Raw genomic sequence first — 24,640 nt, 5'->3', positions numbered from 1 at the left:
ATACCTCCGCATCTGTGACGTAACGTCGCAGTTGTGATCGACCCGCACGCGCCAGCCCCACCCGGCACCCCGCCCGCCTGGCGCGCCCCCGCGCGGATCCCCGTACAGCAGACGACCGGACGGTTCCTGGTCCTCGCGGGAGTCTTCGTCTGCGCGGCCTGTGGACTGGTGTACGAGCTGGAACTGGTCGCTCTGGCCTCGTACTTGATCGGTGACTCGGTCACCCAGGCGTCGGTCGTGCTGTCCGTCATGGTCTTCGCGATGGGCATCGGCTCGCTCGCCGCCAAACGGCTGCGCCGTCACGCCGCCGCCGGGTTCGCCGCCGTCGAGGCGACCCTCGCCCTGGTCGGCGGGTGCAGCGCGATGGCCCTCTACGCCGTCTTCGCCTGGACCGGCGACTGGGGTGGCCTGTGGGCCGACGGCCCCCGCTGGCTCCTGGTCGCCTTCTCCCTCGGTATCGGGCTGCTGATCGGCGCGGAGATCCCCCTGCTGATGGAGCTGATCCAGCGCGTCCGCCGCCAGGACGCGGGCGGCGCGGTGGCCGACCTGTTCGCCGCGGACTACGTCGGAGCCCTGGTCGGCGGCCTCGCCTTCCCCTTCCTCCTGCTGCCGTTCCTCGGCCAGTTGACGGGTGCCCTGCTCACCGGCGCGGTCAACGTCGTCGCCGGCGGCTGCCTCGTGCTCGGTCTGTTCCGGCGCGATCTGACGTGCCGCGCCCGCCGGCTGCTGATCGTCGCCAACGTCTGCGTCCTCGCCGTCCTCGCCTCGGCCGCCGTCCTCGTCGACGACTTCGAACGCGCCGCCCGCACGGCCGTCTACGGCGGGGACGTCCGCGTGGCCCTGCGGACGGACGTCCAGGAGATCGTGCTGACCGGCGGTACCGAGGGCCGCCCCCTCGACCTGTTCATCGACGGCCGGCTGCGCGTCAGCGGCCGCGACGAACGCCGGTACCACGAAGCGTTGGTGCGCCCCGCGATGAACGGCCCGCACGCGCGCGTGCTCATCCTCGGCGGCGGCGACGGACTCGCCGCCCGCGAGGTGCTGCGCCACCCCGGCACACGCCGCGTCGACGTCGTCGAACTCGACGCGGAGGTCGTGGAGTTGGCGTCCAGGGATCCGGCACTCTCCGACCTCAACGACCACGCGTACGACGATCCGCGGGTGCACGTCACCGCGGCGGACGCGTTCCGCTGGCTGCGGGGCGCGCCGGCGGGTGCGTACGACGTGGTGATCGCGGATCTGCCCGACCCGGGCATCACGGACAGCGCCAAGCTGTACTCCCACGAGTTCTACGGCCTCGCCCGGCGCGTGCTGGCGGACGGCGGCCGGCTGTCCGTGCACGCCGGGCCGGTCCGCTCCCGCCCGGAGGTGTTCTGGACGGTCGAGACCACGATCCGGGCGGCGGGCCTGCGCACGGCCCCGCACCGGGTGGCCGGACAGGACTCCGCGTCCACCGCCGGCCGCGCCCCGCACGACTGGGGCTTCGTCCTGGCCGCCCCCGGGGGCACCCCGTCCGCGGGCGCGGACGCCGACGTCCCGGTGCCGCGTGTCACGGGGCTGCCGGCGTCCACGCTGGTGCATCCGAGGTACTGAGGTCACCGCAGAGACATCGAGCGAGTTGCCGTCGGGGGAGCGTACTTTCGGTCACCCCGGGTAGGCTCCGTCGGCATGGAGCATGAGGTGTTCGTTCCGGTTTCCCCCGCCCTGCTGGGCGCGGCGCTGGCCGACCCCGCCCGGGTCGCCCGGGCCGTTCCCGGGCTCCAGCAGGAGGCGGGTGCCGAGCCCGTCGCCGGGCGGCTCAAGGTGCGGGTCGGCAGTCACTCCATCACCTATCGGGGCACCCTGCGCGTCACCGCGCGGGACGACGGGTCGTACGCCGTCGAGGGCGAGGCCTCCGAGGCGCGCGGCACCGGCGCGGTCAAGCTCGCGCTCACCGTCCGGCTCCGCGACACCGACGGCGGCACCACGCTCACCGTCCAGGGCGGCGCCTCCGCCGACGGCCGCATCACCGAGCTGCCCGCGGACACGGTCCACTCCGCGGTGACCCGCCTGCTCGACCGCACGGCGGAGAAGCTGGCCACCGACGCCGGACAACGCCAGGAAGCCTCGAAGGCGCCGGTCGAGGAAGGCAAGGCCGGGGAAGGCAAGGCCGGGGAAGGCAAGGCCGGGGAGGGCAAGGCCGGGGAGGGCAAGGCCGGGGAGGGCAAGGCCGGGGAGGGCAAGGCCGGGGAGGGCAAGGCCGGGGAGGGCAAGGTCGGGCAAGGCAAGGTCGGGGAAGGCAAGGTCGGGGAAGGCAAGGTCGAGGAGGGCACAGCCGGGGAAGGCAAGGTCGAGGAGGGCAAGGCCGGGGAAGGCAAGGCCGAGGGAGGCCAGGTCGAGGAATCACAGGGCGGGGACGACGCCGCCGAGGCCCCCGCCGCGCAGCGGCCGGACGTGCCGCAGGCCCCCGACGAGGAGTGGCACGACGTGCCCGAGGTGCCCGACGACGAGGCGCCTCCGATCCTCGGCGCCGAGGTCCCGCCCCCGTCCCTCGACCCCACCACCGACGACCCCGACGTCCCGGAGAGCGACGTCGGGCAGCCCGGCGGCGACCAGGATTCCGACGACGCCACCGAGCCCCCCGCCGAGGCCGCGCACGCGCGCCGGACGATGATCGGCCGCAGCGCCGAGGAGGTCGACCACGCCCCGCCCCGCGGCCGCTACGCGCCCGTCCCGGCCCCGCAGACCGTCGCCCAGAACCCCACTCTGCGCTGGGCGGCCCCCGCCGCCGCGCTGGTCGTGGCCGGCGCCATCGTGCTCGGTCGCGCCCTGCGCCGCCGGCAGTGAGCGCGCACGACACGACGGGCCCTCTTGATCGCCCCAGTAGGGTCGTCCCGTGAGTAACGAACCCATCACGCTGACCGCGGGCGACGCGGAACTGACCGTGCGGCCGGACAACGGCGGCCGTGTCGCGGGACTGCGCGTCGGCGGCACCGAACTCCTGCGCCAGGGCGAGCGCTTCGGCTGCTTCCCGATGGTCCCCTGGTGCGGCCGGACCCGGGACGGCCGGTTCCACAACGGTGCCGTCGTCCACCAGCTGCCGCTCAACGCCCCGCCGCACGCCATCCACGGCACCACCCGCGACGGCGCCTGGACCACGGCCCGGGTCACGGACGACGAGGCGGTGCTGACGTACGACCTCGTGGACCCCTGGCCCTACCCCGGGCGCGTCACCCACGTCATCGGCCTCACGCCGGACGCCCTGACGCTGACCATGGCCGTGGAGACGTACCACGACTCCTTCCCGGCGCAGATCGGCTGGCACCCGTGGTTCAACCGGAACCTCGACGGCGCCGACGCGCGGCTCGACTTCGCCCCCGCCTGGCAGGAGGAGCGCGGCGACGACCACCTTCCCACCGGCAACCGTGTCGACCGCGGGCCCGGCCCCTGGGACGACTGCTTCGGCATGCCCGGCGGGGTCGACGTCACCGTCACCTGGCCGGGCCGGCTGGAGCTGAGGGTGACCAGCCCCGAGGAGTGGGTCGTGGTCTACGACGAGCAGGAGGCCGCCGTCTGCGTGGAACCGCAGACCGGCCCGCCCAACGGGCTCAACACCCTCCCGCGCCTGGTCACCCCCCTGGAGCCGCTGGAGGCCACGACGACCTGGCGCTGGACGCGGCTCTAAGCTGGGCTGCATGACCGACTCACGCGGCGCGCTGCTGCAGCAGATCAAGGACAAGGCCGTGGTGCACGGCAGGGTGACCCTCTCCTCGGGCCTGGAGGCGGACTACTACGTCGACCTGCGCCGTGTCACGCTCGACGGCGAGGCCGCTCCGCTGGTCGGCGAGGTACTGCTGGACCTGACCTCCGACCTGGAGTTCGACGCCGTCGGCGGGCTCACGATGGGCGCCGACCCGGTCGCCGCCGCGATGCTGCACGCCGCCGCCGCGCGCGGCCGCAGGCTGGACGCGTTCGTCGTCCGCAAGGCCGCCAAGGCGCACGGCCTGCAGCGCCGGGTCGAGGGGCCGGAGATCGCCGGCCGCCGGGTGCTGGTCGTCGAGGACACCTCCACCACCGGCGGCTCCCCGCTCACCGCCGTCGAGGCGGTGCGGGAGGCCGGTGCCGAGGTGGTCGCCGTCGCGACGATCGTGGACCGGTCGACCGGCGCCGCCGAGAAGATCCAGGAGGGCGCCGGGGTGCCCTACCTGTACGCGTACGCGAAGGACGAGCTGGGACTGGACTGAGTCACCCCTGCCGGGGCCCCTCGGAGCATCCCGTTTCGTCTGGAAGGATGGGGCCGACGATGACGTCGCACCCCAGGTCTAGGTCAGGGCCGTAAGTACGCAGAACGCCCACCCGCACATACAAGGAGCGGACAGATGCCCATCGCAACCCCCGAGGTCTACAACGAGATGCTCGACCGGGCGAAGGCAGGCAAGTTCGCCTACCCGGCCATCAACGTCACCTCGTCCCAGACCCTGCACGCGGCGCTGCGTGGCTTCGCCGAGGCCGAGAGCGACGGCATCATCCAGATCTCGACCGGCGGTGCCGAGTTCCTGGGCGGCCAGCACAACAAGGACATGGTCACGGGCGCGGTCGCCCTGGCCGAGTTCGCGCACATCGTCGCCTCCAAGTACGACGTCACCATCGCCCTGCACACGGACCACTGCCCGAAGGACAAGCTCGACGGGTACGTCCGTCCGCTGATCGCGGTCTCCGAGGAGCGCGTCGCGCGCGGCGAGAACCCGCTCTTCCAGTCGCACATGTGGGACGGCTCCGCCGAGACCCTGGCCGACAACCTGGCCATCGGCCAGGAGCTGCTCGCCCGCGCCGCCGCCGCCAAGATCATCCTCGAGGTGGAGATCACGCCCACCGGCGGCGAGGAGGACGGCGTCACCCACGAGATCAACGACAAGCTCTACACCACGGTCGACGACGCGATCCGCACCGCCGAGGCGCTGGGCCTGGGCGAGAAGGGCCGCTACCTGCTGGCCGCGTCCTTCGGCAACGTGCACGGCGTGTACAAGCCGGGCAACGTCGTCCTGCGCCCCGAGCTCCTGAAGGAGCTCAACGAGGGCGTCGCCGCCAAGTACGGCCGTCCCGCCGACGCCAAGGTCTTCGACTTCGTCTTCCACGGCGGCTCCGGCTCCACCGAGCAGGAGATCCAGACCGCGCTGGAGAACGGCGTCGTCAAGATGAACATCGACACCGACACGCAGTACGCCTTCACGCGTCCGGTCGTCGACCACATGTTCAGGAACTACGACGGCGTCCTGAAGGTCGACGGCGAGGTCGGCTCGAAGAAGACCTACGACCCGCGGACCTGGGGCAAGCTGGCCGAGGCGGGCATGGCCACCCGCGTCACCGAGGCCTGCCGGCACCTGCGCTCGGCCGGCACCAGGCTGAAGTAACCACGGGAATTCAGCACAGGCGATACCGCTGTTCATCGGTCGGGCCCGGCGCGAGTGCGCCGGGCCCGCTGTATACCTGGGAACATGCCCGATGTCCGGCTCTCCTCCCCCCAGGGCAAGTGGATCCTGTTCACCACCGTCCTCGGCTCCAGCATGGCCCTGCTGGACTCCACCGTCGTCAACGTCGCCCTGCCCCGCATCGGCGAGGACCTGGACGCCGACCTCGCGGCGCTCCAGTGGACGGTCAACGCGTACATGCTCACGCTGGCGGGACTGATCCTGCTGGGCGGCTCGCTGGGTGACACCTACGGCCGCCGGAAGATCTTCGTCGTGGGCGTGGTCTGGTTCGCGGTGGCCTCGCTGCTGTGCGGGCTCGCGCCCACCGCCGAGGTGCTGATCGCCGCGCGGGCCCTTCAGGGCATCGGCGGAGCGCTGCTCACGCCCGGCTCGCTGGCCCTCATCCAGGCCTCCTTCCACGCCGACGACCGGGGGCGGGCGGTCGGCCTGTGGTCCGGTTTCGGCGGCATCGGGGCGGCCGTCGGCCCGTTCGTCGGCGGCTGGCTGGTGGAAGGCCCCGGCTGGCGCTGGGTCTTCCTGCTCAACGTGCCGCTGGCCCTGGTCTGCGTGCCCGTGGCGCTGCGGCACGTCCCGGAGTCGGCCGACGGCCGCAAACACGGCCGTTTCGACGTGCTCGGCGCGGTGCTTGCCGCGCTGGCGCTGGCCCTGGTGACGTACGCGCTGATCGAGTCCGCCCAGGGTTCCCTGGTGGTCGCCGTGACGGCGACCGCGGGGGTGGCGGCGGGCGTGGCCTTCGTGTACCGGGAGAAGCACCACCCCGACCCGATGATGCCGCTCGACATCTTCTCGTCGCGCCAGTTCACCGCCGTCAACATGGTCACACTGTGCGTCTACGCGGCCTTCGGCGGCTTCTTCTTCCTCGCCACGCTCCAGCTCCAGGTGGTCTCCGGCTACTCGCCCCTGGCCGCCGGCACGGCCCTGCTGCCGACGACGGCCCTGATGCTGCTGTTCTCCGCCCGCTCCGGAGCGCTGGGTGAGCGCATAGGTCCCCGTGTCCCGCTCACCGTCGGCCCGCTGCTGGCCGCGGCGGGGATGCTGCTGATGGTGCGGGTGGGCGAGGACGCCTCGTACGTACGCGACGTCCTGCCGGCGCTGCTGGTGCTGGGCCTCGGCATGGTCACCCTGGTCGCCCCGCTCACCGCCACGGTCCTCGCCTCCGTCGACCCGGCCCGGGCCGGCCTGGCGAGCGGCATCAACAACGCGGCGGCGCGCGCGGCGGGCCTGATGGCGGTCGCCGCGCTTCCCCTGGTGGCCGGGATGGGCCCGGAGGCCTACCGCTCGCCGGCCGCCTTCGACGCGGCGTTCGGCCGGGCGATGGTGGTGTGCGCCGTGATCCTGCTGGCCGGGTCGGTCCTGGCCTTCACCTACGTCCGCCGCCCGGCACCGGGCTGCGAACGCCCCGAGTGCCGCACCCACGGCAACGTGCTGTCCCCGCCACTGGAGAGACCGGGTCCCGCGGAGGTGTAGCGCCGGGCGGGTGGCTGGGGCAGAGGGGGTGGAGCGCCGGGCGCGTGGCCGGCCAGGGGGGGAGTGCCGGGCGGGTGGCCGGGGCAGAGGTGTGTGGAGCGCCGGGCGGGTGGCCGGGGCGGAGGGGGGGGACGGCGGCGTTCCCGTTCCGCGGGGATGTACCAGACTGGTCCTATGACGATTCACGAGAACCTCCTGGGGGGACCGCCCCCGACCCACCTCCCCGACGACCCGGAGCCGCGTGAGCTGCTCGCGGGCGGTGCCGCGCCCACCGAGGTCGCCGCGCAGTACCCGACGTCCTCGCTGGCCTGGGCGCAGCTGGCCGACGAGGCGTTCGAACGGGGCAGCGTCGTCGAGTCGTACGCCTATGCCCGCACGGGCTACCACCGCGGCCTGGACGCGCTGCGCCGCAGCGGCTGGAAGGGCCACGGGCCCGTGCCCTGGGAGCACGAGCCGAACCGCGGCTTCCTGCGCGCCCTGCACGCCCTCGCCCGCGCGGCGGGTTCGATCGGTGAGCAGGAGGAGTACGAGCGCTGCAGCCAGTTCCTGAAGGACTCCTCGCCGACGGCGGCGCAGACGCTGGGCTAGACCGCTCTCGCGGGCCCGTCTGTGATCCAGGCGGGCCTTGCGATGTTCCGGGGCATCCTTGAGGATGCGGGTGGGGACCGGGGCCCCCGTGTCGACAATGGCAGGGGCGGACCGCTACCCGGAGTAACAACAGGAGACAGCGATGTCCCAAGAGGCTCACGAAACGCACGAGCCCGAGACCCCGCATCTCGATTTCGAGGGCACCACGCCGTACGAGGACTACGTCAAGGCGGACGTGCTCACCCACCTCCAGCACACCCTCTCCGACGATCCCGGAGAGATGGTCTTCCTGGTCACCACCCAGGTGATGGAGCTGTGGTTCACCGTCGTCGTCCACGAGTGGGAGACCGCCGCGAAGGCGCTGCGCGAGGACGACATCCCGGTGGCGGTGGCGGCGCTGAAGCGCTCCGTGCGCGAGCTGGAGGCGCTGAACGCCTCCTGGACGCCGCTCGCGCAGCTGACCCCGGCCCAGTTCAACTCGTACCGCTCGGCCCTCGGCGAGGGTTCCGGGTTCCAGTCGGCGATGTACCGGCGGATGGAGTTCCTGCTCGGCGAGAAGTCCGCGTCCATGCTGGTACCGCACCGCGGCGCCCCCCGCGTCCACGCCGAATTGGAGAAGGCGCTGCACGAGCCGAGCCTCTACGACGAGGTGCTGCGGCTGCTCGCCCGGCGCGGCCACGCCGTCCCCGAGTCCGTGCTGCGGCGTGACGTGTCGCGGCGCTACGAGCCGTCGGACGAGGTCGAGGCGGTGTGGGCGGACCTCTACACCGGCGACCAGAACGGCGAACTCGTCCGCCTCGGCGAGGCGCTGACCGATGTGGCCGAACTGGTGTGGCGCTGGCGCAACGACCACCTGGTCGCCACCCGCCGCGCGATGGGCGCCAAGGCGGGCACGGGCGGCTCGGCAGGCGTGGCCTGGCTGGAGAAGCGCGCCCGCAAGAACGTCTTCCCCGAGCTGTGGACGGCGCGGTCCCATGTCTGAACTCGCCCTGCGGGCACGGAAACTGGACGAGGCGGACGAACTCGCTCCGCTGCGTGCCCGGTTCGTCGTCGACGACGTGGTCTACCTGGACGGGAACTCCCTCGGCGCGCTGCCCGCGCACGTCCCGGACCGCCTCGCGGACGTCGTCCGCAGACAGTGGGGCGAACTGCGCATCCGCTCCTGGGAGGAGAGCGGCTGGTGGACCGCGCCCGAGCGGATCGGCGATCGCATCGCCCCGCTGGTCGGCGCGGCGCCCGGTCAGATCGTGGTCGGCGACTCGACCAGCGTCAACGTCTTCAAGGCCCTGGTGGCGGCGGTCCGGATCGCCGGTGAGGGGCGCGACGAGATCCTCGTGGACGCCACCACCTTCCCCACGGACGGCTACGTCGCCGGGTCGGCGGCCCGCATGACGGGGTGCTCGCTGCGCGCGGTGGCGCCGGACGAGGTGCGGGCCGCGCTGTCGGGGCGTACGGCCGCGGTCCTGCTGAACCACGTCGACTACCGCACGGGCCGCCTGCACGACCTGCCGGCCCTGACGGCCGCGGTGCGCGAGGCGGGCGCGGTGTCCGTCTGGGACCTGTGCCACAGCGCGGGCGCGCTGCCGGTCGGGCTCGACGAGCACGGCGTCGACCTGGCGGTCGGCTGCACGTACAAGTACCTCAACGGCGGCCCGGGTTCCCCCGCGTACCTGTACGTGCGCCGGGACCTCCAGGACCGCTTCGACTCGCCGCTGCCGGGCTGGAACTCGCACGTCGAGCCCTTCGGCATGCGCGACGCGTACGAACCGGCGCCGGGTGCGCTCCGCGGGCGCGTCGGCACGCCGGACATCCTCTCGATGCTGGCCCTGGAGGCCGCGCTGGAGGTGTGGGACGGCGTCCCGATCGAGGCCGTGCGCGAGAAGTCGCTGGCCCTGACGGACTTCTTCCTGGAGTGCGTGGGGGAGTACGTGCCGCACGGGCGGGTGGAGCCGGCGACCCCGCTCGCGCACGCGGAGCGCGGCAGCCAGGTGGCGCTGCGGTGTGCGGACGCCGGGGACGTGATGAAGCGGCTGATCGAACGCGGCGTGGTCGGTGACTACCGGGCCCCCGACATCCTGCGCTTCGGCTTCACACCGCTGTACGTGGGGTTCGGTGACGTGGAGCGGGCGGGGCGGGTGCTGGGGGAGGTGCTGGGGGCTTAGGGCCTGTCCGGGCAGGGGCGTGGGTGCGTGTGCTCACCGCGTGACGTACACGCCCGCCGCGGCGGCCGCGTGCGCGGCGTGCGCGGCGCGCTCCGCGGCGGGGGCGTCCGGGGCCACGCCGGTCGTCAGCAGCTCGTAGTAGAGGGGTGCCGAGACCGCCCGTACCACCGCCGCCGCGTCCGTGCCCCGGGGCAACTCGCCCCGTGCCACACCCTGTTCCACACAGGGCGCCCACTCGGCGACCCGGACCTCGTAGAACCGGCGCAACGCGGCCGCCGTCCGCTCGTCGCAGACGGCCGCCGCGATCACCGCCCGGAACAGCGCACCCTGCCGGGGGTCCGCCAGGGTCCGCCCCACCAGGCGGGCGTTGGCCAGCAGGTCCCCGAGCACGGACCCGGTCTCCTCGCGCGGCAGCGACTGTTCGGCCATGTCCACCAGCAGATCGGCCACCAGCCCGGTCACCGATCCCCACCGCCGGTACACGGTCGTCCTGCCCACCTCGGCCCGCCGTGCGACGTCCGCGAGGTCGAGGTGTGCGAAACCCTGCTCGGCCAGCACGTCCCCGGCCGCCCGCAGGACGGCCGCACGCACGCGTGCGGTGCGCCCGCCGGGGCGCACGGTGCCGGGTTCGGCGATCATGGGGGTCTCCTCGGGGCTGCTCGATACGCGCGCGGGCGTGGGACGACCGTGACCCATCAGCGTAAACGAAACGGCGGAACCGTTTACCGCTCCCTCGTCGCCCTCACCCAGCGTGACATCCGCGTGCAGCCCCACGTCACCGGCCTGATACCGTCCCGGCCAACGGCCGATCTCCCCTCTGGTCCGCCAAACCCGTTACGTCGTTGAGAGGTTGGAGCATGCCGGACGACGCCGCAGCAGCCCGGACCGCCGCCGAGGAGCAGTCCGCCTTCTCGCATCCGGCCGTCGACCCCGACGCCACGGCCGCGTACGGCGACCACCCGGACCAGCTGATCGACTTCTACGCCCCGCGCGGCACGGAGGCCGCCGGCTCCGCGGCCGTCGCCCCGCTCGTCGTGGTGCTGCACGGGGGCGCGTGGCGGGCGCCGTACGACCGCCGGCACATCAGCCCGTTCGCGGGCTTCCTGGCCCAGCGGGGGTTCGCCGTGGCGAACGTCGAGTACCGCAGGGGTGCGGGTGGGGGTGTCGACGGGGGCGCGGGTGTCGGCGGGGTGGTCGCCGGTCGTTGGCCGGAGACCTTCGACGACGTCGCCGCCGCGCTGGACGCGCTGCCCGCCCTCGTACGGGAGGCCGTGCCGCAGGCGGACTTCCGCCGTACGGTGATCACCGGGCATTCGGCGGGCGGGCACCTGGCGTTGTGGGCGGCCGCCCGGCACGTCCTGCCGGCGGACGCGCCCTGGCGCACCGACCGGCCCGCGCCGCTGCGGGGCGTGGTGGCCCTGGCCCCGATCGCCGACTTCGCGGTGGCCGAGAAGCTGGACGTGTGCGGGGGCGCGGCGGGACAACTCCTCGGTGGGGCCGAATGGTTCGCCGAGCGTCGGCCGTCCGCCGACCCGGCGCTCCTGCTGCCGACCGGCATCGCGACGACCCTCGTCCAGGGGCGGGCGGACGAGGTGGTCCCCCAGGCCGTCGCCGAGTCGTACGCGGACGCGGCGGCGAAGGCGGGGGAGGTGGTGGGTCTGACCCTGCTGGAGGACGTCGGGCACTTTCCGCTGATAGATCCGGTGGCGGACGCGTGTGCGGTGGTGGCGGAGGAGATCGCGCAGTTGGCGTGGTGACGGCGGGGACCGTGGGGGGCCGCGGGGGCGGCGGGGCGATGAGGGCCGCGGTCGGCCGCGGGGGCGGCGTGCGACGGGGCGGTGGGGGCCGCGGTGGTGCCTCCCTCATACCCGTAGTGCCTGATACCCGTAGTGCCTGACACCCGTAGTACCTGATACCCGTAGTACCTGAGAGCTACCTGCCGTAAGAGCTCCCTGGCGGGACGCGGACGACGTGTCCTGATCCGTAACTTCCTCATCAGAGAAGCCCGATGGGCGGGCGGCGGGGAGGAAGACGGTCATGGGGCTGGGGTTCGGGGTCGTCGCCGGGGCGGGCGGTCGGACGACGAGAGAGGCGAGGGCACCTGTCCTCACCGTCCGGCGTCTACGCCGTTCCCTGCTCGCGCTGCTCATCACCGGTGCCGTCGTGATCCCCCTCTCGGCGGCGGCCCGGCCCCGTGTCCCGGCTCCCGCCCCGGCCGCTGTCCCCCCTGTCACCGCATCCACCCTGGACGAGGTCTACGCCGCCCACCGCGCGAACGCCGCGGTGGCGTCCCGGATGGCCGCGGCGCACGGCGACCACGGCCGCGCCGCCGCCGACCACGACCTGGCGGACCCGTCCCGGCATCTCCTCGCCTTCGACGGCCGTGGTTCCGGCCTGGCGACCGAGGTGTTCGGCGACCTGGCCCACGCCGACCGCATAGCCGTCCTGGTCCCCGGTGCCGACACCACACTGGACACCTACACCCGCTTCCGCGCCACGGCCACGGCCCTCTACGGCCGCCTGACCCGCGACGCCCCGAAGGGCTCCCGTCCGGCGGTGCTCGCCTGGCTCGGCTACGAGACCCCGCGCACGATCAGCACCACCGCCCTCACCACCCTCCGCGCCGACCAGGCCGCCCCCCGGCTCGCCGCGTTGATACGGCAGCTGCACGTCGTCGCGGGACCCGAGGCCCGCGTCTCGCTGCTCTGCCACTCCTACGGCTCGGTCGTCTGCTCCCGCGCCGCCTCCGCCGGACCCGGCGTCAGCGACCTCGCGTTCGTCGGCAGTCCCGGCACGGGCGTGGACTCGGCGGCGGGGCTGCGCACGTCCGCGCGCGTCTGGGCGGCCCGGGGCGGCGACGACTGGATCGCGGAGGTCCCCTACGTCAGGGCCGACCTGTTCGGCACCACCGTCGGCTTCGGCACCGACCCGGTGTCACCGGCCTACGGCGCCCGCGTCTTCGCGGCCGGCGACGGCGGCCACAGCGACTACTGGACGCCGGGCTCGGTCTCCCTGGCCAACCTCGCCCGGATCGTCCTCGGCCACACCTCGGCGGTGACCCGTGCGTGACCCGCGCGAACGGATCCTTCGCCACGTCCGGGAGTCCGCGGCCCGAGTCGACGCGGCCACACCCCCGGGCCGGGACCGCGCGGTCGACGCCCTGCGGGCCTTCGCGATCCTCGGGGTCGTGCTCGGCCACTGGCTGGTGACCGCCCTGGTGGCGGACGGCGGAACGCTGCGCGCGTCCAGCCCGCTCCAGCACATGCCCTGGCTGTCGCCGATCTCCTGGGTCTTCCAGACGCTGGCCGTGTTCTTCCTGGTCGGGGGAGCGGTGGCGACCCGGAGCCACGCCTCGGCGCGGGCGCGCGGCGTGCCGTACCGGAGCTGGCTGGCCGCCCGTCTGGCCAGACTCTTCGTGCCCGTGGTCGCGCTGCTGACGCTGTGGACGGTGGTGACGGTCGCGCTGCTGCTGAGCGGCGCGGAGCTCACGACGACCCGCACGCTGGTCCAGCTGGCCCTGTCGCCCCTGTGGTTCCTGCTGGTGTTCGCCGTCCTGACGGCGGCGACGCCCTTGCTGACGCGGGTCAACCCGCTGTGGCCGCTGGCGGTCGTCCTCCATGTGGACCTCGTGCGCCTCGGCCTCGGCGGGCCGCCTTGGCTCGGCTGGGTGAACGTGGCCGCGGGCTGGCTGGTGCCGTTCACCCTGGGGGCCGCGTGGTCCCGGGGCGAGTTGGAGCGCCGCCGCGCCGGATGGGTCCTGCTCGTCGGCGGGGCGGCGGTGACGACGGCCCTGGTGTCCTGGGCCGGCTATCCGGCGTCGATGGTCGGCGTGCCCGGCGCGGACCTCTCCAACCTCGACCCGCCGACGCTGGCGGCGGTCACCTTCGGCCTCGCCCAGTGCGGGCTCGCCCTGCTGCTGCGCGGCCCCCTGCGCCGGGGCATGCGCCGGCCGCCGGCCTGGGCGGCGGTCGCGCTGCTCAACCTCTCGGCGATGACGATCTTCCTGTGGCACCAGACGGCCCTGATGGCCACCACGGCCACCGGCCTCCTCGCCGGCCACCTGCCGGGCCTGCACACCCGCCCTGACAGCCCCGCCTGGACAGTCGCCCGCCTCGGCTGGCTCCCGGTGTTCGCCCTGGCGTTGGCGGTCTGCTGGGCGGCGTTCCGCGCCCACGAACCGCGCACGGACGGCCGGGGCCCGCGCGGCGGCCGGCGCACGCGCCTCCCCCGCTCACGCGTCGTCCGCGTCCATCCCACCCCTGAGCCGACCCCGGCCGTCCGGCGACCACCCGCCCGGCCGGACGCCCCCACCACCACACCGTCTGTCTAGGGTGAGCGGCATGACGGGCAGGAGGCTCCCCGAAGAGCCGCACGGGCAGCGGGCCGAGGGGGATGCGCGCGGAAAGCGGTCGCGCATCGAGAGGAGCATCGGCATGGAGCTGAACGACGTCGACGGGGACGCGCCCACCCCCGACTCCCACTCCTCCGGCCCTGGTTCCACCAGCTCCGCCTCCCCTGTGACCTCCCTGCGCGCCCGCGCCCTTCCCTACCTGAAGAACACCCTCCGCACCCTCCGCGACGACCTGTGGACCGGCGCGATCAACCCCCTGCCGCCCTCGACATGGCTCCGCTGGTTCCCGCACGGTCTGGTGTTCCTGGTGGCGATCGGCACCCTGATCGCCAACGCCGACCAGATGGGCGACGGCTACGAACTCGGCACGGAGTACGGCCTGCTGTGCGCCACGGCGCAGGGCGTGGCCGTCGCGCTCGCGCTGTGGTGGCCGGTCCCGGCGTGGTGGCTGTCGACGACGGCGACGATCGTGGCGGCCATGGGCGCCCGGATCCATCTGATCGCCGACCAGGTGCCCGGCGAACCCGGCTGGCCGTGGGGACCGCCCGCACTGGTCGCGCAGGGCCTCGTGCTGTTCCTGCTCGCCCTGCGCGTGCCCACCCGCGTCGCGGCCACGGTCCTCGCCGTGACGGCACTGGCCACCTGGATCATGCAGGGCCTGATCGGCGCCGCGAACTACTCGTCCACCGGCACCCTGGCGGTCACCCTCTTCGCGGGAGTCGTCCTGCTCGGCACCGCCCTCAGGGGCCGCCGCGAGGCGCGGACCCAGCTCGTCGAGCAGGCCGGCATCACCGCCGAGGAACGCGCCCGCCGCACCCTGCTGGAGGAGCGCAGCCGGATCGCGCGCGAGCTGCACGACGTCGTCGCGCACCACATGTCGGTGATCTCCATCCAGGCCCAGGTCGCCCCGCACCTGGTGGAGAACCCCTCCGAGGAACTGCGCGAGAACCTCGACGGCATCCGCAAGAACGCCCTGGAGGCGCTCACCGAACTCCGCCGCGTGCTCGGCGTCCTGCGCTCGGAGCACCCCGACGACCCCGACGGCCCGTACGGGCTCGGCGGCGCCGGCACCGGCACCGCCCCCGACGCGCCGCAGCCCACGCTCGACCGGCTCGACGCCCTGATCGACAACACCCGGGCCGCCGGGCTGCACGTGGTGACCGACATCCGGGGTGAACCGAACCTGCCGTACTCGCCGGGCGTGGAGCTGTCGGCGTACCGGATCGTGCAGGAGGGCCTGAGCAACGCCCTGCGCCACGCGCCCGGCTCCCAAGTCCGCGTCGAGATCACGCACTTCCCCGAGGGCCTCTACCTGGGGGTCGTCAACTCCCGTCCGCAGCGACCGGTCCAGCCCTCCCCGGGCGCCGGACACGGCCTGCTCGGCATGCGGGAACGCGTGACGATGCTGGGCGGCCACCTCACCGCGACCCGGACACTGCACGGCGGCTTCGCGGTCTCGGCCTTTCTCCCGAAGGACGGCCGGCCCCGGCCGGAGGGCTCCCCCGTCCCGGACCCCGACCCCCGGCTGCCCGCCCCGGAGCTGTACTTCCCCCCGCCCGGCATGGCGGACATGAACCTCGGGTCCCTGGACCCGCTGACCCCGCCAGGAGAAGAGACCCCATGACGAGCGGCACCATCCGTGTACTCATCGCCGACGACCAGCAGATGGTCCGGCAGGGCTTCACCGTGCTGCTCAACACCCAGCCGGACATCGAGGTGATCGGCCAGGCGGTCGACGGCCTGGACGCCGTGGCCAAGGTCGCCGAGCTGGACCCGGACGTCGTCCTCATGGACATCCGCATGCCCGAGCTCGGCGGCATCGAGGCCACCCGGCGCGTCACCGCCGCCGGCGCGACGCCGAAGGTGCTGGTCCTGACCACCTTCGACCTGGACGAGTACGTGTACGAGGCGCTGCGCGCCGGTGCCTCCGGGTTCCTGCTGAAGGACGCCTCCGCGGACCAGCTGGCGGAGGCGGTCCGCGTGGTGGCCGCCGGTGACGCGTTGCTCGCGCCGGGCATCACGCGCCGGCTGATCGCCGAGTTCTCCCGGCTGGAGGGTCAGCCGCGGACCCCGCTCAAGGAGCGCGTCGGCGGTCTGACGGAACGGGAGACGGAGGTGCTGGCCCTGATCGCCCGGGGCCTGTCGAACGCGGAGATCGCCCAGCACCTGGTCGTGGCGGAGCAGACGGTGAAGACCCATGTGGGGCGCATCCTGGTCAAACTGGGCCTGCGCGACCGCACCCAGGCGGCGGTCTTCGCGTACGAGTCGGGCCTGGTCAGACCCGCCGGCTACTGACGGACGCCACCGGTCGGACGGCCGGGTGGGCGGTGGGCGGCGGACCCGTAGTACCTGAGAGGGATGCCGAATGACCCCTCTCACTGGTGACGACCGCGGCCCCCGTCGAGCCGTACGGTTCTGAACGTGACCGAGACGACCCAGACGCACAGGACCCCGACACCGCCGAGCGGTGCCGCGGCGCGCAGCCCCGAGTACCGGCTGGCCCAGGATGCCCTGCGGGGGCTGCGCCAGGATCTGTTCCACGACGCCTTCGCCTACCGCCCGCTGCCCCGCATGAGCGTCGACGGGCCGATAACGCGCCGGCTGAAGGGCCGGCTGCGGCGCTACGCGGCGTGGACGCCGCACGCGGTGGTCACGTCGGCGGGCCTGCTGGCGATGCTCGTCGGGTACGAGTCGAGTCGCGGCGAGACCCTCAGCGCGCTGGTCGGTCTCCTCGCGCTCGCCCCGGTCCTGCTGACCCTCGTGCGTCCCGTCGGCGCCTTCTGGGTCTCCCTGGCCGCGGCCCCGGTCTCGGGCATGTTCTACGGCGGCTGGTACGAGTGGCCCTGGCCCCCCGGCAGCTTCCTGACCCATCTGACCGTGCTGACGATCGTCGCCGTGCGCACCCGGCCGCGCACCGCCGCGTGGATGTGGGTGCTGACCCTGCTCTACGGCCTCTTCGCGGACTCCTTCCTCAGCGCCGGCTACTACGACTCCAACACGGGCCCGATGCTCGTCCTGTCGGCGCTCGTCCTGCTGGTCGTCGCCGTGCTGCACATCCGCCGTGAGGCCCGGCAGGAGGTCACCGCCCAGCAGTCGGTCACCGAGCACGAGCGCTCCCGCCGCACCCTCCTGGAGGAGCGCACCACGATCGCCCGCGAGCTGCACGATGTCGTCGCCCACCACATGTCGGTCGTCGCCATCCAGGCGGAGGCCGCCCCCTACCGGGTGGAGAATCCACCGCCGGAGCTGGAGCGCGCCTTCGTCACCATCCGGGAGAACGCGGTCGCGGCGCTCACCGAGCTCCGGCGCGTCCTCGGCGTCGTGCGCGCCGAGGACTACGAGGCCCCTGAGGCCCCCCAGCCCACCCTCGGCGACCTGGACGCCCTGCTGGCCAATGTGCGCGACGCGGGCTTGACCGTCGACAAGACGGTGACCGGGGCGGTGCGCGAGCTTCCCCAGGGTGTGGAACTCTCGGCCTACCGCATAGTCCAGGAGGCGCTGAGCAACACCCTGCGGCACGCGCCCGGGGCGAGCGCCCAGGTGGAGATCGGCTATGTCCTCGGCGGTCTGGGCCTGCGGATAGTCAACGGTCCGCCGCCGGCGCCGGCCCTCGTCAAGCCCTCACCCGGCGCGGGCCACGGCATCACGGGCATGCGCGAACGCGTCACCATGCTGAACGGCGAGATGACGGCGGGCCCCACGGACGAGCACGGCTACGAGGTGACGGTGTTCCTGCCGGTGGCCACGGTGAGCGAAGGTGACGCATGACCATTCGCGTGCTGATCGCGGACGACCAGATGATGGTGCGCGAGGGCTTCTCGGTCCTGCTGAACGCGATGCCGGACTTCGAGGTCGTCGGCGAGGCGGTCAACGGCCGGGAGGCGGTCGAGAAGGTCCGCGCGCTCTCGCCGGACGTGGTGCTGATGGACATCCGGATGCCCGAGCTGAACGGCATCGAGGCGACCCGGGAGATCATCGCGGCGGACGGCGCGGCGAAGGTGCTGGTGCTGACGACGTTCGACCTCGACGAGTACGTGTACCAGGCGCTGCGTGCGGGAGCCTCCGGGTTCCTGCTCAAGGACGCCTCGGCGCGGCAGCTCGCCGACGGGGTCCGGGTGGTGGCCGCCGGCGAGGCCCTGCTGGCCCCGTCGGTCACGAGACGGCTGATCACGGAGTTCTCCAAGCTCTCCGACGCTCCGGGCATCCCGGCCACCGCGCAGGCGGCGTACGGGGATCTGACCGAGCGGGAGACGGAGGTGCTGGTGCTGATCGCCCAGGGCCTGTCGAACTCGGAGATAGCCGGGCGGCTGGTCGTGGCCGAGTCGACGATCAAGACCCACGTCAGCCGCATCCTGGTGAAGCTGGGACTGCGGGACCGTACGCAGGCGGCGGTGTTCGCCTACGAGGCACGGCTGGTGACGCCGGGCTGAGCGCCCGGGCCCGCACAGGGTGGGTCAGCTCTGCCCACCCTGGTCAGGGAGTGCGCTTCCGGGCTAGCGTCCGTCCATGGCAGCTGCTTCCGACCTCGCCTTCGACCCGTGGGACCCGGCGTTCCTGGCCGACCCGTACCCCGCCTACGCGCGGCTGCGCGCCCGGGGCCGCGTGCACTACTTCGAGCGCACGGACCAGTGGCTGGTCCCGCACCACGCGGACGTCTCGGCGCTGCTGCGCGACCGGCGCCTCGGCCGCAGCTATCAGCACCGGTTCACGCACGAGGACTTCGGGCGCACCGCGCCCGCGCCGGAGCACGAGCCGTTCCACACGCTCAACGACCACGGGATGCTGGATCTGGAGCCGCCGGACCACACGCGGATCAGGCGCCTGGTGTCGAAGGCGTTCACCCCGCGCACGGTGGAGCGGCTGAAGCCGTACGTGGAGAAGCTGGCCGGTGACCTCGTCACGGCGCTGGCGGCGGCGGGCGGCGGCGATCTGCTGACGGACGTGGCGGAGCCGCTCCCGGTCGCGGTGATCGCCGAGATGCTCGGCATCCCCGAGGCGGACCGGGCCCCGTTGCGGCCCTGGTCGGCGGACATCTGCGGGATGTACGAGCTGAACCCGTCGCCCGAGACGGCGGCGCGGGCGGTGCGGGCGTCGGTCGAGTTCTCCGCGTACCTGCGGGAGTTGATCGCCCTGCGCCGCAAGGAGCCGGGCGAGGACCTCGTCTCCGGGCTGATCGCGGCGCACGACGAGGGCGACCGGCTGACCGAGCAGGAGATGATCTCGACGGCGGTGCTGCTGCTGAACGCCGGCCACGAGGCGACGGTGAACGCCACGGTCAACGGCTGGTGGGCGCTGTTCCGCAACCCGGACCAGCTGGCCGCCCTGCGCGCCGACCACTCCCTCGTCCCCTCCGCCGTCGAGGAGCTGATGCGCTACGACACCCCGCTCCAGCTCTTCGAGCGCTGGGTCCTGGACGACGTCGAGATCGACGGCACCACGATCCCGCGGGGCGCCGAGGTGGCGCTGCTCTTCGGCTCGGCCAACCACGACGAGCGGGTCTTCGGCGCGCCGGAGCGCCTGGACCTGAGCCGCGGGGAGAACCCCCACATCTCCTTCAGCGCGGGCATCCACTACTGCATCGGCGCCCCCCTGGCCCGCATCGAGCTGGCGGCGTCGATGCGGGCCCTGCTCGAGAAGGCCCCCACGCTGGCCCTGTCGGCGGAGCCGCGGCGCAAGCCGAACTTCGTGATCAGGGGCCTGGAAGGGCTGAGCGTCACCGTCTGACGCGCGTCCGCCACGCCCACGGCTGGTGCGATCGGGTGACGCTGTCACGTGATCGGCCGCGTGTCGTCGCCCGCTGGCCCCCGGCCCTCACCTCGGCAGGAAGGATGACCGGTGAGTGGCGGGAACGCACGCATGGGGAGCCGACCAACCTGTGAGCATCCAGAACGAACACCAGGGCGCCGCGGCAGCCGAGGACTCGTACGAGAACGAGCTGCCGGTCAGGAGCAGAAAGCCCGGGAACGTGGTCGTGAAGTGGCTGACGACCACCGATCACAAGACCATCGGCACGCTGTACCTGTCGACGTCGTTCGCGCTCTTCCTGGTCGGTGGCGTGATGGCGCTGTTCATGCGCGCCGAGCTCGCCCGTCCGGGCACGCAGATCATGTCGAACGAGCAGTACAACCAGGCGTTCACGATGCACGGCACGGTCATGCTGCTGATGTTCGCGACGCCGCTGTTCGCCGGGTTCGCGAACTGGATCATGCCGCTGCACATCGGTGCGCCGGACGTGGCGTTCCCGCGGCTGAACATGTTCGCCTACTGGCTCTACCTCTTCGGCTCGCTCATCGCGCTGGCCGGTTTCCTCACCCCGCAGGGTGCGGCCGACTTCGGCTGGTTCGCCTACTCCCCGCTGTCGGACGCGGTCCGCTCGCCCGGTGTCGGCTCGGACATGTGGATCATGGGTCTGGCCTTCTCCGGCTTCGGCACCATCCTCGGCTCGGTCAACTTCGTCACCACGATCATCTGCATGCGCGCGCCCGGCATGACGATGTTCCGCATGCCGATCTTCACCTGGACCGTGCTGCTGACCGGTGTCCTGGTCCTGCTCGCCTTCCCGGTGCTCGCGGCGGCGCTGTTCGCCCTGGAGGCGGACCGCAAGTTCGGGGCGCACATCTTCGACTCGTCGAACGGCGGAGCGTTGCTCTGGCAGCACCTCTTCTGGTTCTTCGGGCATCCGGAGGTGTACATCATCGCGCTGCCGTTCTTCGGCATCATCAGTGAGGTCGTCCCGGTCTTCTCCCGCAAGCCGATGTTCGGCTACTCGGGCCTGATCGCGGCGACCATCGCCATCGCCGGCCTGTCGATCACCGTGTGGGCGCACCACATGTACGTCACCGGTGGTGTGCTGCTGCCGTTCTTCTCCTTCATGACGTTCCTCATCGCGGTGCCGACCGGTGTGAAGTTCTTCAACTGGATCGGCACGATGTGGAGGGGCTCGCTGTCCTTCGAGACCCCGATGCTGTGGGCGACGGGATTTCTCGTGACGTTCCTCTTCGGTGGTCTGACCGGTGTCATCCTGGCCTCGCCGCCGCTGGACTTCCACGTCTCCGACTCGTACTTCGTGGTGGCGCACTTCCACTACGTCGTCTTCGGCACCGTGGTCTTCGCGATGTTCGCGGGCTTCCACTTCTGGTGGCCGAAGTGGACCGGCAAGATGCTCGACGAGCGGCTCGGCAAGATCACCTTCTGGACGCTGTTCATCGGCTTCCACGGCACCTTCCTGGTCCAGCACTGGCTGGGCGCCGAGGGCATGCCGCGCCGCTACGCCGACTACCTGGCGGTCGACGGCTTCACCGCCCTGAACACCCTCTCGACGATCGCCTCGTTCGTGCTCGGCCTGTCGATGCTCCCGTTCCTCTACAACGTCTGGCGGACGGCCAAGTACGGCAAGCCGGTCGGCGTCCAGGACCCCTGGGGCTACGGCCGCTCGCTGGAGTGGGCCACCTCCTGCCCGCCGCCGCGGCACAACTTCGTCACCCTGCCGCGGATCCGCAGCGAGTCCCCGGCGTTCGACCTGCACCACCCCGACTTCGCGATGATCGAGGCCGAGGCCCACGGGCAACGGCGCTGAGCAGCCGGGGGATCACGTGCGAGAGCCACCCGGACCGGACACAGAGGGCAAGCTCGCCAACCAGGTGGAGGGATACCTGCTCTGGCAGGCCAGGGTCGCGGAAGCGGAACGGCGGGCGGATGAGTTCCTGCTCCCGCTGGAGTGGCTCACCACGTCCCAGCGCGCGGAGATCCAGCAGCGCTACGTGGCCGACGCGCTGCTGCGGGCCCGGGGCGACCTGGAACGCGTCCAGGCCCGGTGCCTGTCGCTGCGGGGCGAGTACGAGCACCGCTACCGCGCTCTGCGCATCCGCTGTGTCGGTGTGACGCTGACCGTCTGGGCGGTCCTCTTCGCCGCCGCCACCCTGCTGCTCGTCGAGTGAGACCGCCCCCATGACGCCCGGCGCGGCCCGGGTGGGGCCGGGCCGCTCCGGGCGAGGGCCGGGTCAGGAGCTGACCATGTTCCGGCGGCGCAGCCCGGCCAGCCCCGTTCCGACCAGCAGCGCCGCCAGCCCGGTCAGCAGCAGCACGGGGGCCCACCGCATCTCGCCGCCCGGCAGCTTGGGGAGGTGGCCGAAGGGCGAGAGGTCCAGCACCGCCTGGGGGACGTCCAGGGCCGGACCGACCCAGCCGATGAGCAGCACGGCCCCGGCGATGCCCCACGCGGCGGGCGCCAGTCGCGGGGAGCACCCGTGCAGGAGCACCGCCACACCGCCGATCACCCAGATCGCGGGGAGCTGTGCCAGGCAGGCGCCGAGGACAGGGCCGAAGTCCCTGCCGTAGCCGGCCGCGAGGCCCGCACCGGCCAGTAGCATGAGCAGTACCGAGCCGCCGAACGCCACCGCCAGATGGCCCGCCGCCCAGCGCAGGCGCCCGACCGCGTTCGCCAGCACCGGCTCCGCGCGCCCCGCGGTCTCCTCGCCGTGCAGCCGGAGCACCGACGCGACGACGTAGAGCGCGGCGACCAGGCCGAGCATCCCCACCATCGCCGCCAGAAACGCGTCCGTCAGGCCGGACTGGCCGCCCATCCGCTGGAAGATCTCGCGGGCGTTGTCGTTCTCGCCGACCAGGTCGGCCGCGCCCTCGGTCATCCCGCCGTACACGACCCCGGCGAGGAGGAAGCCGACGCTCCAGCCGAGCACACCGCCCCGCTGCAACCGCCAGGCCAGGGCCGCGGCCGTGCCGAGGCGTCCCTGTGCGGGCCCCGGCCGGCTGGGCAGGAAGCCCATGCCGACGTCGCGCCGCCCGGCGAGCCCGTACGCCACCGCCGCCTGCGCGGCCGTCACGCCGGCGAACAGCAGCAGCACCCACCACCGTTCGTGCGCGAACGGCCGCAGGTTCTCCAGCCAGCCGATCGGCGAGACCCACGTCAGCACCGAGGACCCGTCGTCCGTCGCCGAGTCGCCCGCCGCGCGCAGCACGAAGGCCGCGCCCAGCAGCCCGGCCGTCAGCCCGCGGGCCAGCCGGGCGCTCTCCGTGAACTGGGCGACGATCGCCGCCGCCGTCGCGAAGACCATGCCGACGCCCGCGATCCCGAGGCCGAGGGCCAGCGCGCCGCCCGCGCCGTGAGCCGCCAGACCCCCCGCGACCACCAGCGCCAGCACGGCGCAGGCGACCGCCGCCGTCAGGAGGGCGGCCGTCAGCGGGGCCCGTCGGCCGACCGCCCCGGCCGAGATCATCTCCTGCCGGCCGCTCTCCTCCTCGTCCCGGGTGTGCCGTACGACGATCAGCAGGCTCATCACCGCCGCGAGCGCACCCGCGTACACACCGACGCGCCACGCGGTCAGCGCGCCGAGGGAGTCGCCGAAGACCGGGCCGATCATGGCGCGCAGCGAGGCGTTGGTGGCCATCTGCCCGAGCAGGTCGGCGCGTTCGGCGGCGGTGCCGTACAGGCCCTTGAGTGTGCTCGGCATGGACAGCACCATCAGGGCGTTCACGCCGACCCAGATCGGGACCATGGCCCGGTCGCGGCGCAGTGCGAAGCGCAACAGGGTCCCGGTTCCGGCGAGTTGACGGGATCCGGTGCCCCGTGCGGCGTAGGTCGTGGCGGTCATCGCGCGGCCACCTCGTCCACCGTGTCCAGCGTGCCCTCGCCGTCCGTCCCGCCGGTCTCCTCCTGGTAGTGCCGCAGGAACAGCTCCTCCAGGGTGGGCGGCGTCGAGGTCAGGGACCGCACGCCGGTGGCGCTGAGGGACTTGAGGACGTCGTTCAACTTGTCGGTGTCGACCTGGAGCCGGACGCGGTGGCCCTGGACGTCGAGGTCGTGCACGCCGGGCAGGCGGGTCAGCCCGTCGGGCGGCCCGGCCAGCTCGGCGGTCACACTGGTGCGGGTCAGATGGCGCAGGTCGGCGAGCGAACCCGTCTCCACCGTGCGGCCCTTGCGGATGATGCTGACGCGGTCGCACAACTCCTCGACCTCGCTGAGGATGTGGGAGGACAGCAGGATCGTCCGGCCGCGTTCCCGCTCCTCGGCGACGCAGCGCTGGAAGACCTCCTCCATCAGCGGGTCGAGTCCCGAGGTCGGTTCGTCGAGGATCAGCAGGTCGACGTCCGAGGCGAAGGCGGCGACGAGGGCGACCTTCTGCCGGTTGCCCTTGGAGTAGGTGCGGCCCTTCCTGGTCGGGTCGAGTTCGAACCGCTCGACCAGTTCGGCGCGGCGCCGCTTGTCGAGGCCGCCGCGCAGACGGCCGTAGAGGTCGATGACCTCACCGCCGGAGAGGTTGCGCCACAGGGTGACGTCGCCGGGGACGTAGGCGATGCGGCGGTGCAGCGCGACGGCGTCCGCCCAGGGGTCGCGGCCGAGCAGCTGGGCGGCGCCGGAGTCGGCGCGCAGCAGGCCTAGCAGGACGCGGATGGTCGTGGACTTGCCGGAGCCGTTCGGGCCGAGGAAGCCGTGTACCTCACCGGACTCGACGTCCAGGTCGAGGCCGTCGAGCGCATGGGTCCGGCCGAACGACTTGTGCAGGCCGGAGACGGTGATTGCCTTGGTCATGATTCAGAACGTACGCTTCCTTCAGAAATTTGTGAAGTTAAGGAAGCGTATAAATCGT

At 72.9% G+C, this 24,640-nt stretch carries 22 protein-coding genes; 19 read left to right on the top strand and 3 right to left on the bottom strand.

Going from position 1 to position 24,640, the window contains the following annotated elements:
* Positions 1-33 precede the first annotated feature (33 nt).
* The 9 genes from ACZ7LV_RS26380 to kynU all read left to right on the top strand — a co-directional run bounded on the left by ACZ7LV_RS26380 (position 34) and on the right by kynU (position 9,685).
* Positions 34-1,593 (top strand): polyamine aminopropyltransferase, encoded by a 1,560-nt coding sequence (locus ACZ7LV_RS26380; RefSeq protein WP_471942730.1) that lies wholly within the window; start codon positions 34-36, stop codon positions 1,591-1,593.
* Between the two features lie 75 nt (positions 1,594-1,668).
* On the top strand, positions 1,669-2,826 hold the full coding sequence (locus ACZ7LV_RS26375; RefSeq protein WP_471942728.1) for an SRPBCC domain-containing protein: 1,158 nt from the start codon (positions 1,669-1,671) through the stop codon (positions 2,824-2,826).
* Between the two features lie 49 nt (positions 2,827-2,875).
* Positions 2,876-3,664, top strand: a complete 789-nt coding sequence (locus ACZ7LV_RS26370) for an aldose epimerase family protein (RefSeq protein ID WP_471942727.1) — start codon at positions 2,876-2,878, stop codon at positions 3,662-3,664.
* A 10-nt stretch (positions 3,665-3,674) separates the two neighbouring features.
* On the top strand, positions 3,675-4,223 hold the full coding sequence (gene pyrE, locus ACZ7LV_RS26365; protein WP_471942725.1) for an orotate phosphoribosyltransferase: 549 nt from the start codon (positions 3,675-3,677) through the stop codon (positions 4,221-4,223).
* 135 nt (positions 4,224-4,358) lie between these two features.
* Positions 4,359-5,390, top strand: a complete 1,032-nt coding sequence (gene fbaA / locus ACZ7LV_RS26360) for a class II fructose-bisphosphate aldolase (RefSeq protein WP_471942723.1) — start codon at positions 4,359-4,361, stop codon at positions 5,388-5,390.
* An 84-nt stretch (positions 5,391-5,474) separates the two neighbouring features.
* Positions 5,475-6,935, top strand: coding sequence for an MFS transporter (locus tag ACZ7LV_RS26355; RefSeq protein ID WP_471942721.1), 1,461 nt, complete (start codon positions 5,475-5,477; stop codon positions 6,933-6,935).
* Positions 6,936-7,109: 174 nt separating this feature from the next.
* Positions 7,110-7,523, top strand: coding sequence for a DUF3151 domain-containing protein (locus ACZ7LV_RS26350; protein WP_471942719.1), 414 nt, complete (start codon positions 7,110-7,112; stop codon positions 7,521-7,523).
* A gap of 142 nt (positions 7,524-7,665) precedes the next feature.
* Positions 7,666-8,505, top strand: a complete 840-nt coding sequence (locus tag ACZ7LV_RS26345; protein WP_471942718.1) for a tryptophan 2,3-dioxygenase family protein — start codon at positions 7,666-7,668, stop codon at positions 8,503-8,505.
* Positions 8,498-9,685: a kynureninase gene (gene kynU / locus ACZ7LV_RS26340; RefSeq protein ID WP_471942716.1), complete on the top strand. Its 1,188-nt coding sequence runs from the start codon at positions 8,498-8,500 to the stop codon at positions 9,683-9,685. The genes ACZ7LV_RS26345 and kynU overlap by 8 nt, the downstream gene beginning before the upstream one ends.
* 33 nt (positions 9,686-9,718) lie before the next feature.
* Here the strand turns inward: kynU and ACZ7LV_RS26335 are convergent, their stop codons facing one another.
* Positions 9,719-10,324, bottom strand: coding sequence for a TetR/AcrR family transcriptional regulator (locus ACZ7LV_RS26335; RefSeq protein ID WP_471942714.1), 606 nt, complete (start codon positions 10,322-10,324; stop codon positions 9,719-9,721).
* 218 nt (positions 10,325-10,542) lie between these two features.
* Here ACZ7LV_RS26335 and ACZ7LV_RS26330 point away from each other — a divergent pair, with 218 nt between their 5' ends.
* The 10 genes from ACZ7LV_RS26330 (at position 10,543) to ACZ7LV_RS26285 (ending at position 21,973) form a co-directional block, all read left to right on the top strand.
* Positions 10,543-11,442, top strand: a complete 900-nt coding sequence (locus ACZ7LV_RS26330; RefSeq protein ID WP_471942712.1) for an alpha/beta hydrolase — start codon at positions 10,543-10,545, stop codon at positions 11,440-11,442.
* 280 nt (positions 11,443-11,722) lie between these two features.
* Positions 11,723-12,754, top strand: a complete 1,032-nt coding sequence (locus ACZ7LV_RS26325; RefSeq protein ID WP_471942711.1) for an alpha/beta hydrolase — start codon at positions 11,723-11,725, stop codon at positions 12,752-12,754.
* Complete coding sequence (locus ACZ7LV_RS26320; RefSeq protein ID WP_471942710.1) at positions 12,747-14,015, top strand: acyltransferase family protein; 1,269 nt, start codon at positions 12,747-12,749, stop codon at positions 14,013-14,015. Before ACZ7LV_RS26325 ends, ACZ7LV_RS26320 begins: the two co-directional genes overlap by 8 nt.
* 10 nt (positions 14,016-14,025) lie before the next feature.
* Positions 14,026-15,660 (top strand): sensor histidine kinase, encoded by a 1,635-nt coding sequence (locus ACZ7LV_RS26315; RefSeq protein WP_471942709.1) that lies wholly within the window; start codon positions 14,026-14,028, stop codon positions 15,658-15,660.
* Complete coding sequence (locus tag ACZ7LV_RS26310; protein ID WP_471942707.1) at positions 15,657-16,331, top strand: response regulator; 675 nt, start codon at positions 15,657-15,659, stop codon at positions 16,329-16,331. The genes ACZ7LV_RS26315 and ACZ7LV_RS26310 overlap by 4 nt, the downstream gene beginning before the upstream one ends.
* Before the next feature lie 126 nt (positions 16,332-16,457).
* Entirely contained in the window at positions 16,458-17,804 is a 1,347-nt protein-coding gene (locus ACZ7LV_RS26305) for a sensor histidine kinase (protein ID WP_471942705.1), read from the top strand.
* Positions 17,801-18,466 carry a response regulator gene (locus ACZ7LV_RS26300; protein ID WP_471942703.1) on the top strand — a complete coding sequence of 222 codons (666 nt, stop codon included), beginning with the start codon at positions 17,801-17,803 and terminating at the stop codon, positions 18,464-18,466. Before ACZ7LV_RS26305 ends, ACZ7LV_RS26300 begins: the two co-directional genes overlap by 4 nt.
* A 76-nt stretch (positions 18,467-18,542) precedes the next feature.
* On the top strand, positions 18,543-19,760 hold the full coding sequence (locus ACZ7LV_RS26295; RefSeq protein ID WP_471942702.1) for a cytochrome P450: 1,218 nt from the start codon (positions 18,543-18,545) through the stop codon (positions 19,758-19,760).
* A 151-nt stretch (positions 19,761-19,911) separates the two neighbouring features.
* The gene (gene ctaD, locus ACZ7LV_RS26290; RefSeq protein WP_471942701.1) at positions 19,912-21,612 is read left to right on the top strand and encodes an aa3-type cytochrome oxidase subunit I; all 1,701 of its coding nucleotides are present in this window, start codon (positions 19,912-19,914) and stop codon (positions 21,610-21,612) included.
* Between the two features lie 16 nt (positions 21,613-21,628).
* Positions 21,629-21,973, top strand: a complete 345-nt coding sequence (locus tag ACZ7LV_RS26285) for a cytochrome C oxidase subunit I (protein ID WP_471942699.1) — start codon at positions 21,629-21,631, stop codon at positions 21,971-21,973.
* 63 nt (positions 21,974-22,036) lie between these two features.
* Here the strand turns inward: ACZ7LV_RS26285 and ACZ7LV_RS26280 are convergent, their stop codons facing one another.
* Complete coding sequence (locus ACZ7LV_RS26280; protein ID WP_471942698.1) at positions 22,037-23,644, bottom strand: ABC transporter permease; 1,608 nt, start codon at positions 23,642-23,644, stop codon at positions 22,037-22,039.
* Positions 23,641-24,582, bottom strand: a complete 942-nt coding sequence (locus ACZ7LV_RS26275) for an ABC transporter ATP-binding protein (protein WP_471942697.1) — start codon at positions 24,580-24,582, stop codon at positions 23,641-23,643. Before ACZ7LV_RS26275 ends, ACZ7LV_RS26280 begins: the two co-directional genes overlap by 4 nt.
* Positions 24,583-24,640 lie beyond the last annotated feature (58 nt).

It is taken from the genome of Streptomyces sp. NPDC107562 (assembly GCF_055657325.1).
This window is presented reverse-complemented; position numbering and strand designations above follow the sequence as displayed.

Bases quoted from the DNA above. Each gene is read 5' to 3' on its own strand.
- ACZ7LV_RS26295 (WP_471942702.1), top strand. From the start codon at position 18,543: ATGGCAGCTGCTTCCGACCTCGCCTTCGACCCGTGGGACCCGGCGTTC.
- ACZ7LV_RS26350 (WP_471942719.1), top strand. From the start codon at position 7,110: ATGACGATTCACGAGAACCTCCTGGGGGGACCGCCCCCGACCCACCTC.
- ACZ7LV_RS26330 (WP_471942712.1), top strand. From the start codon at position 10,543: ATGCCGGACGACGCCGCAGCAGCCCGGACCGCCGCCGAGGAGCAGTCC.
- fbaA (WP_471942723.1), top strand. From the start codon at position 4,359: ATGCCCATCGCAACCCCCGAGGTCTACAACGAGATGCTCGACCGGGCG.
- ACZ7LV_RS26315 (WP_471942709.1), top strand. From the start codon at position 14,026: ATGACGGGCAGGAGGCTCCCCGAAGAGCCGCACGGGCAGCGGGCCGAG.
- pyrE (WP_471942725.1), top strand. From the start codon at position 3,675: ATGACCGACTCACGCGGCGCGCTGCTGCAGCAGATCAAGGACAAGGCC.
- ACZ7LV_RS26280 (WP_471942698.1), bottom strand. From the start codon at position 23,644: ATGACCGCCACGACCTACGCCGCACGGGGCACCGGATCCCGTCAACTC.
- ACZ7LV_RS26325 (WP_471942711.1), top strand. From the start codon at position 11,723: ATGGGGCTGGGGTTCGGGGTCGTCGCCGGGGCGGGCGGTCGGACGACG.
- ACZ7LV_RS26355 (WP_471942721.1), top strand. From the start codon at position 5,475: ATGCCCGATGTCCGGCTCTCCTCCCCCCAGGGCAAGTGGATCCTGTTC.
- ACZ7LV_RS26335 (WP_471942714.1), bottom strand. From the start codon at position 10,324: ATGATCGCCGAACCCGGCACCGTGCGCCCCGGCGGGCGCACCGCACGC.
- ACZ7LV_RS26375 (WP_471942728.1), top strand. From the start codon at position 1,669: ATGGAGCATGAGGTGTTCGTTCCGGTTTCCCCCGCCCTGCTGGGCGCG.
- ACZ7LV_RS26345 (WP_471942718.1), top strand. From the start codon at position 7,666: ATGTCCCAAGAGGCTCACGAAACGCACGAGCCCGAGACCCCGCATCTC.
- kynU (WP_471942716.1), top strand. From the start codon at position 8,498: ATGTCTGAACTCGCCCTGCGGGCACGGAAACTGGACGAGGCGGACGAA.
- ACZ7LV_RS26310 (WP_471942707.1), top strand. From the start codon at position 15,657: ATGACGAGCGGCACCATCCGTGTACTCATCGCCGACGACCAGCAGATG.
- ACZ7LV_RS26300 (WP_471942703.1), top strand. From the start codon at position 17,801: ATGACCATTCGCGTGCTGATCGCGGACGACCAGATGATGGTGCGCGAG.
- ACZ7LV_RS26275 (WP_471942697.1), bottom strand. From the start codon at position 24,582: ATGACCAAGGCAATCACCGTCTCCGGCCTGCACAAGTCGTTCGGCCGG.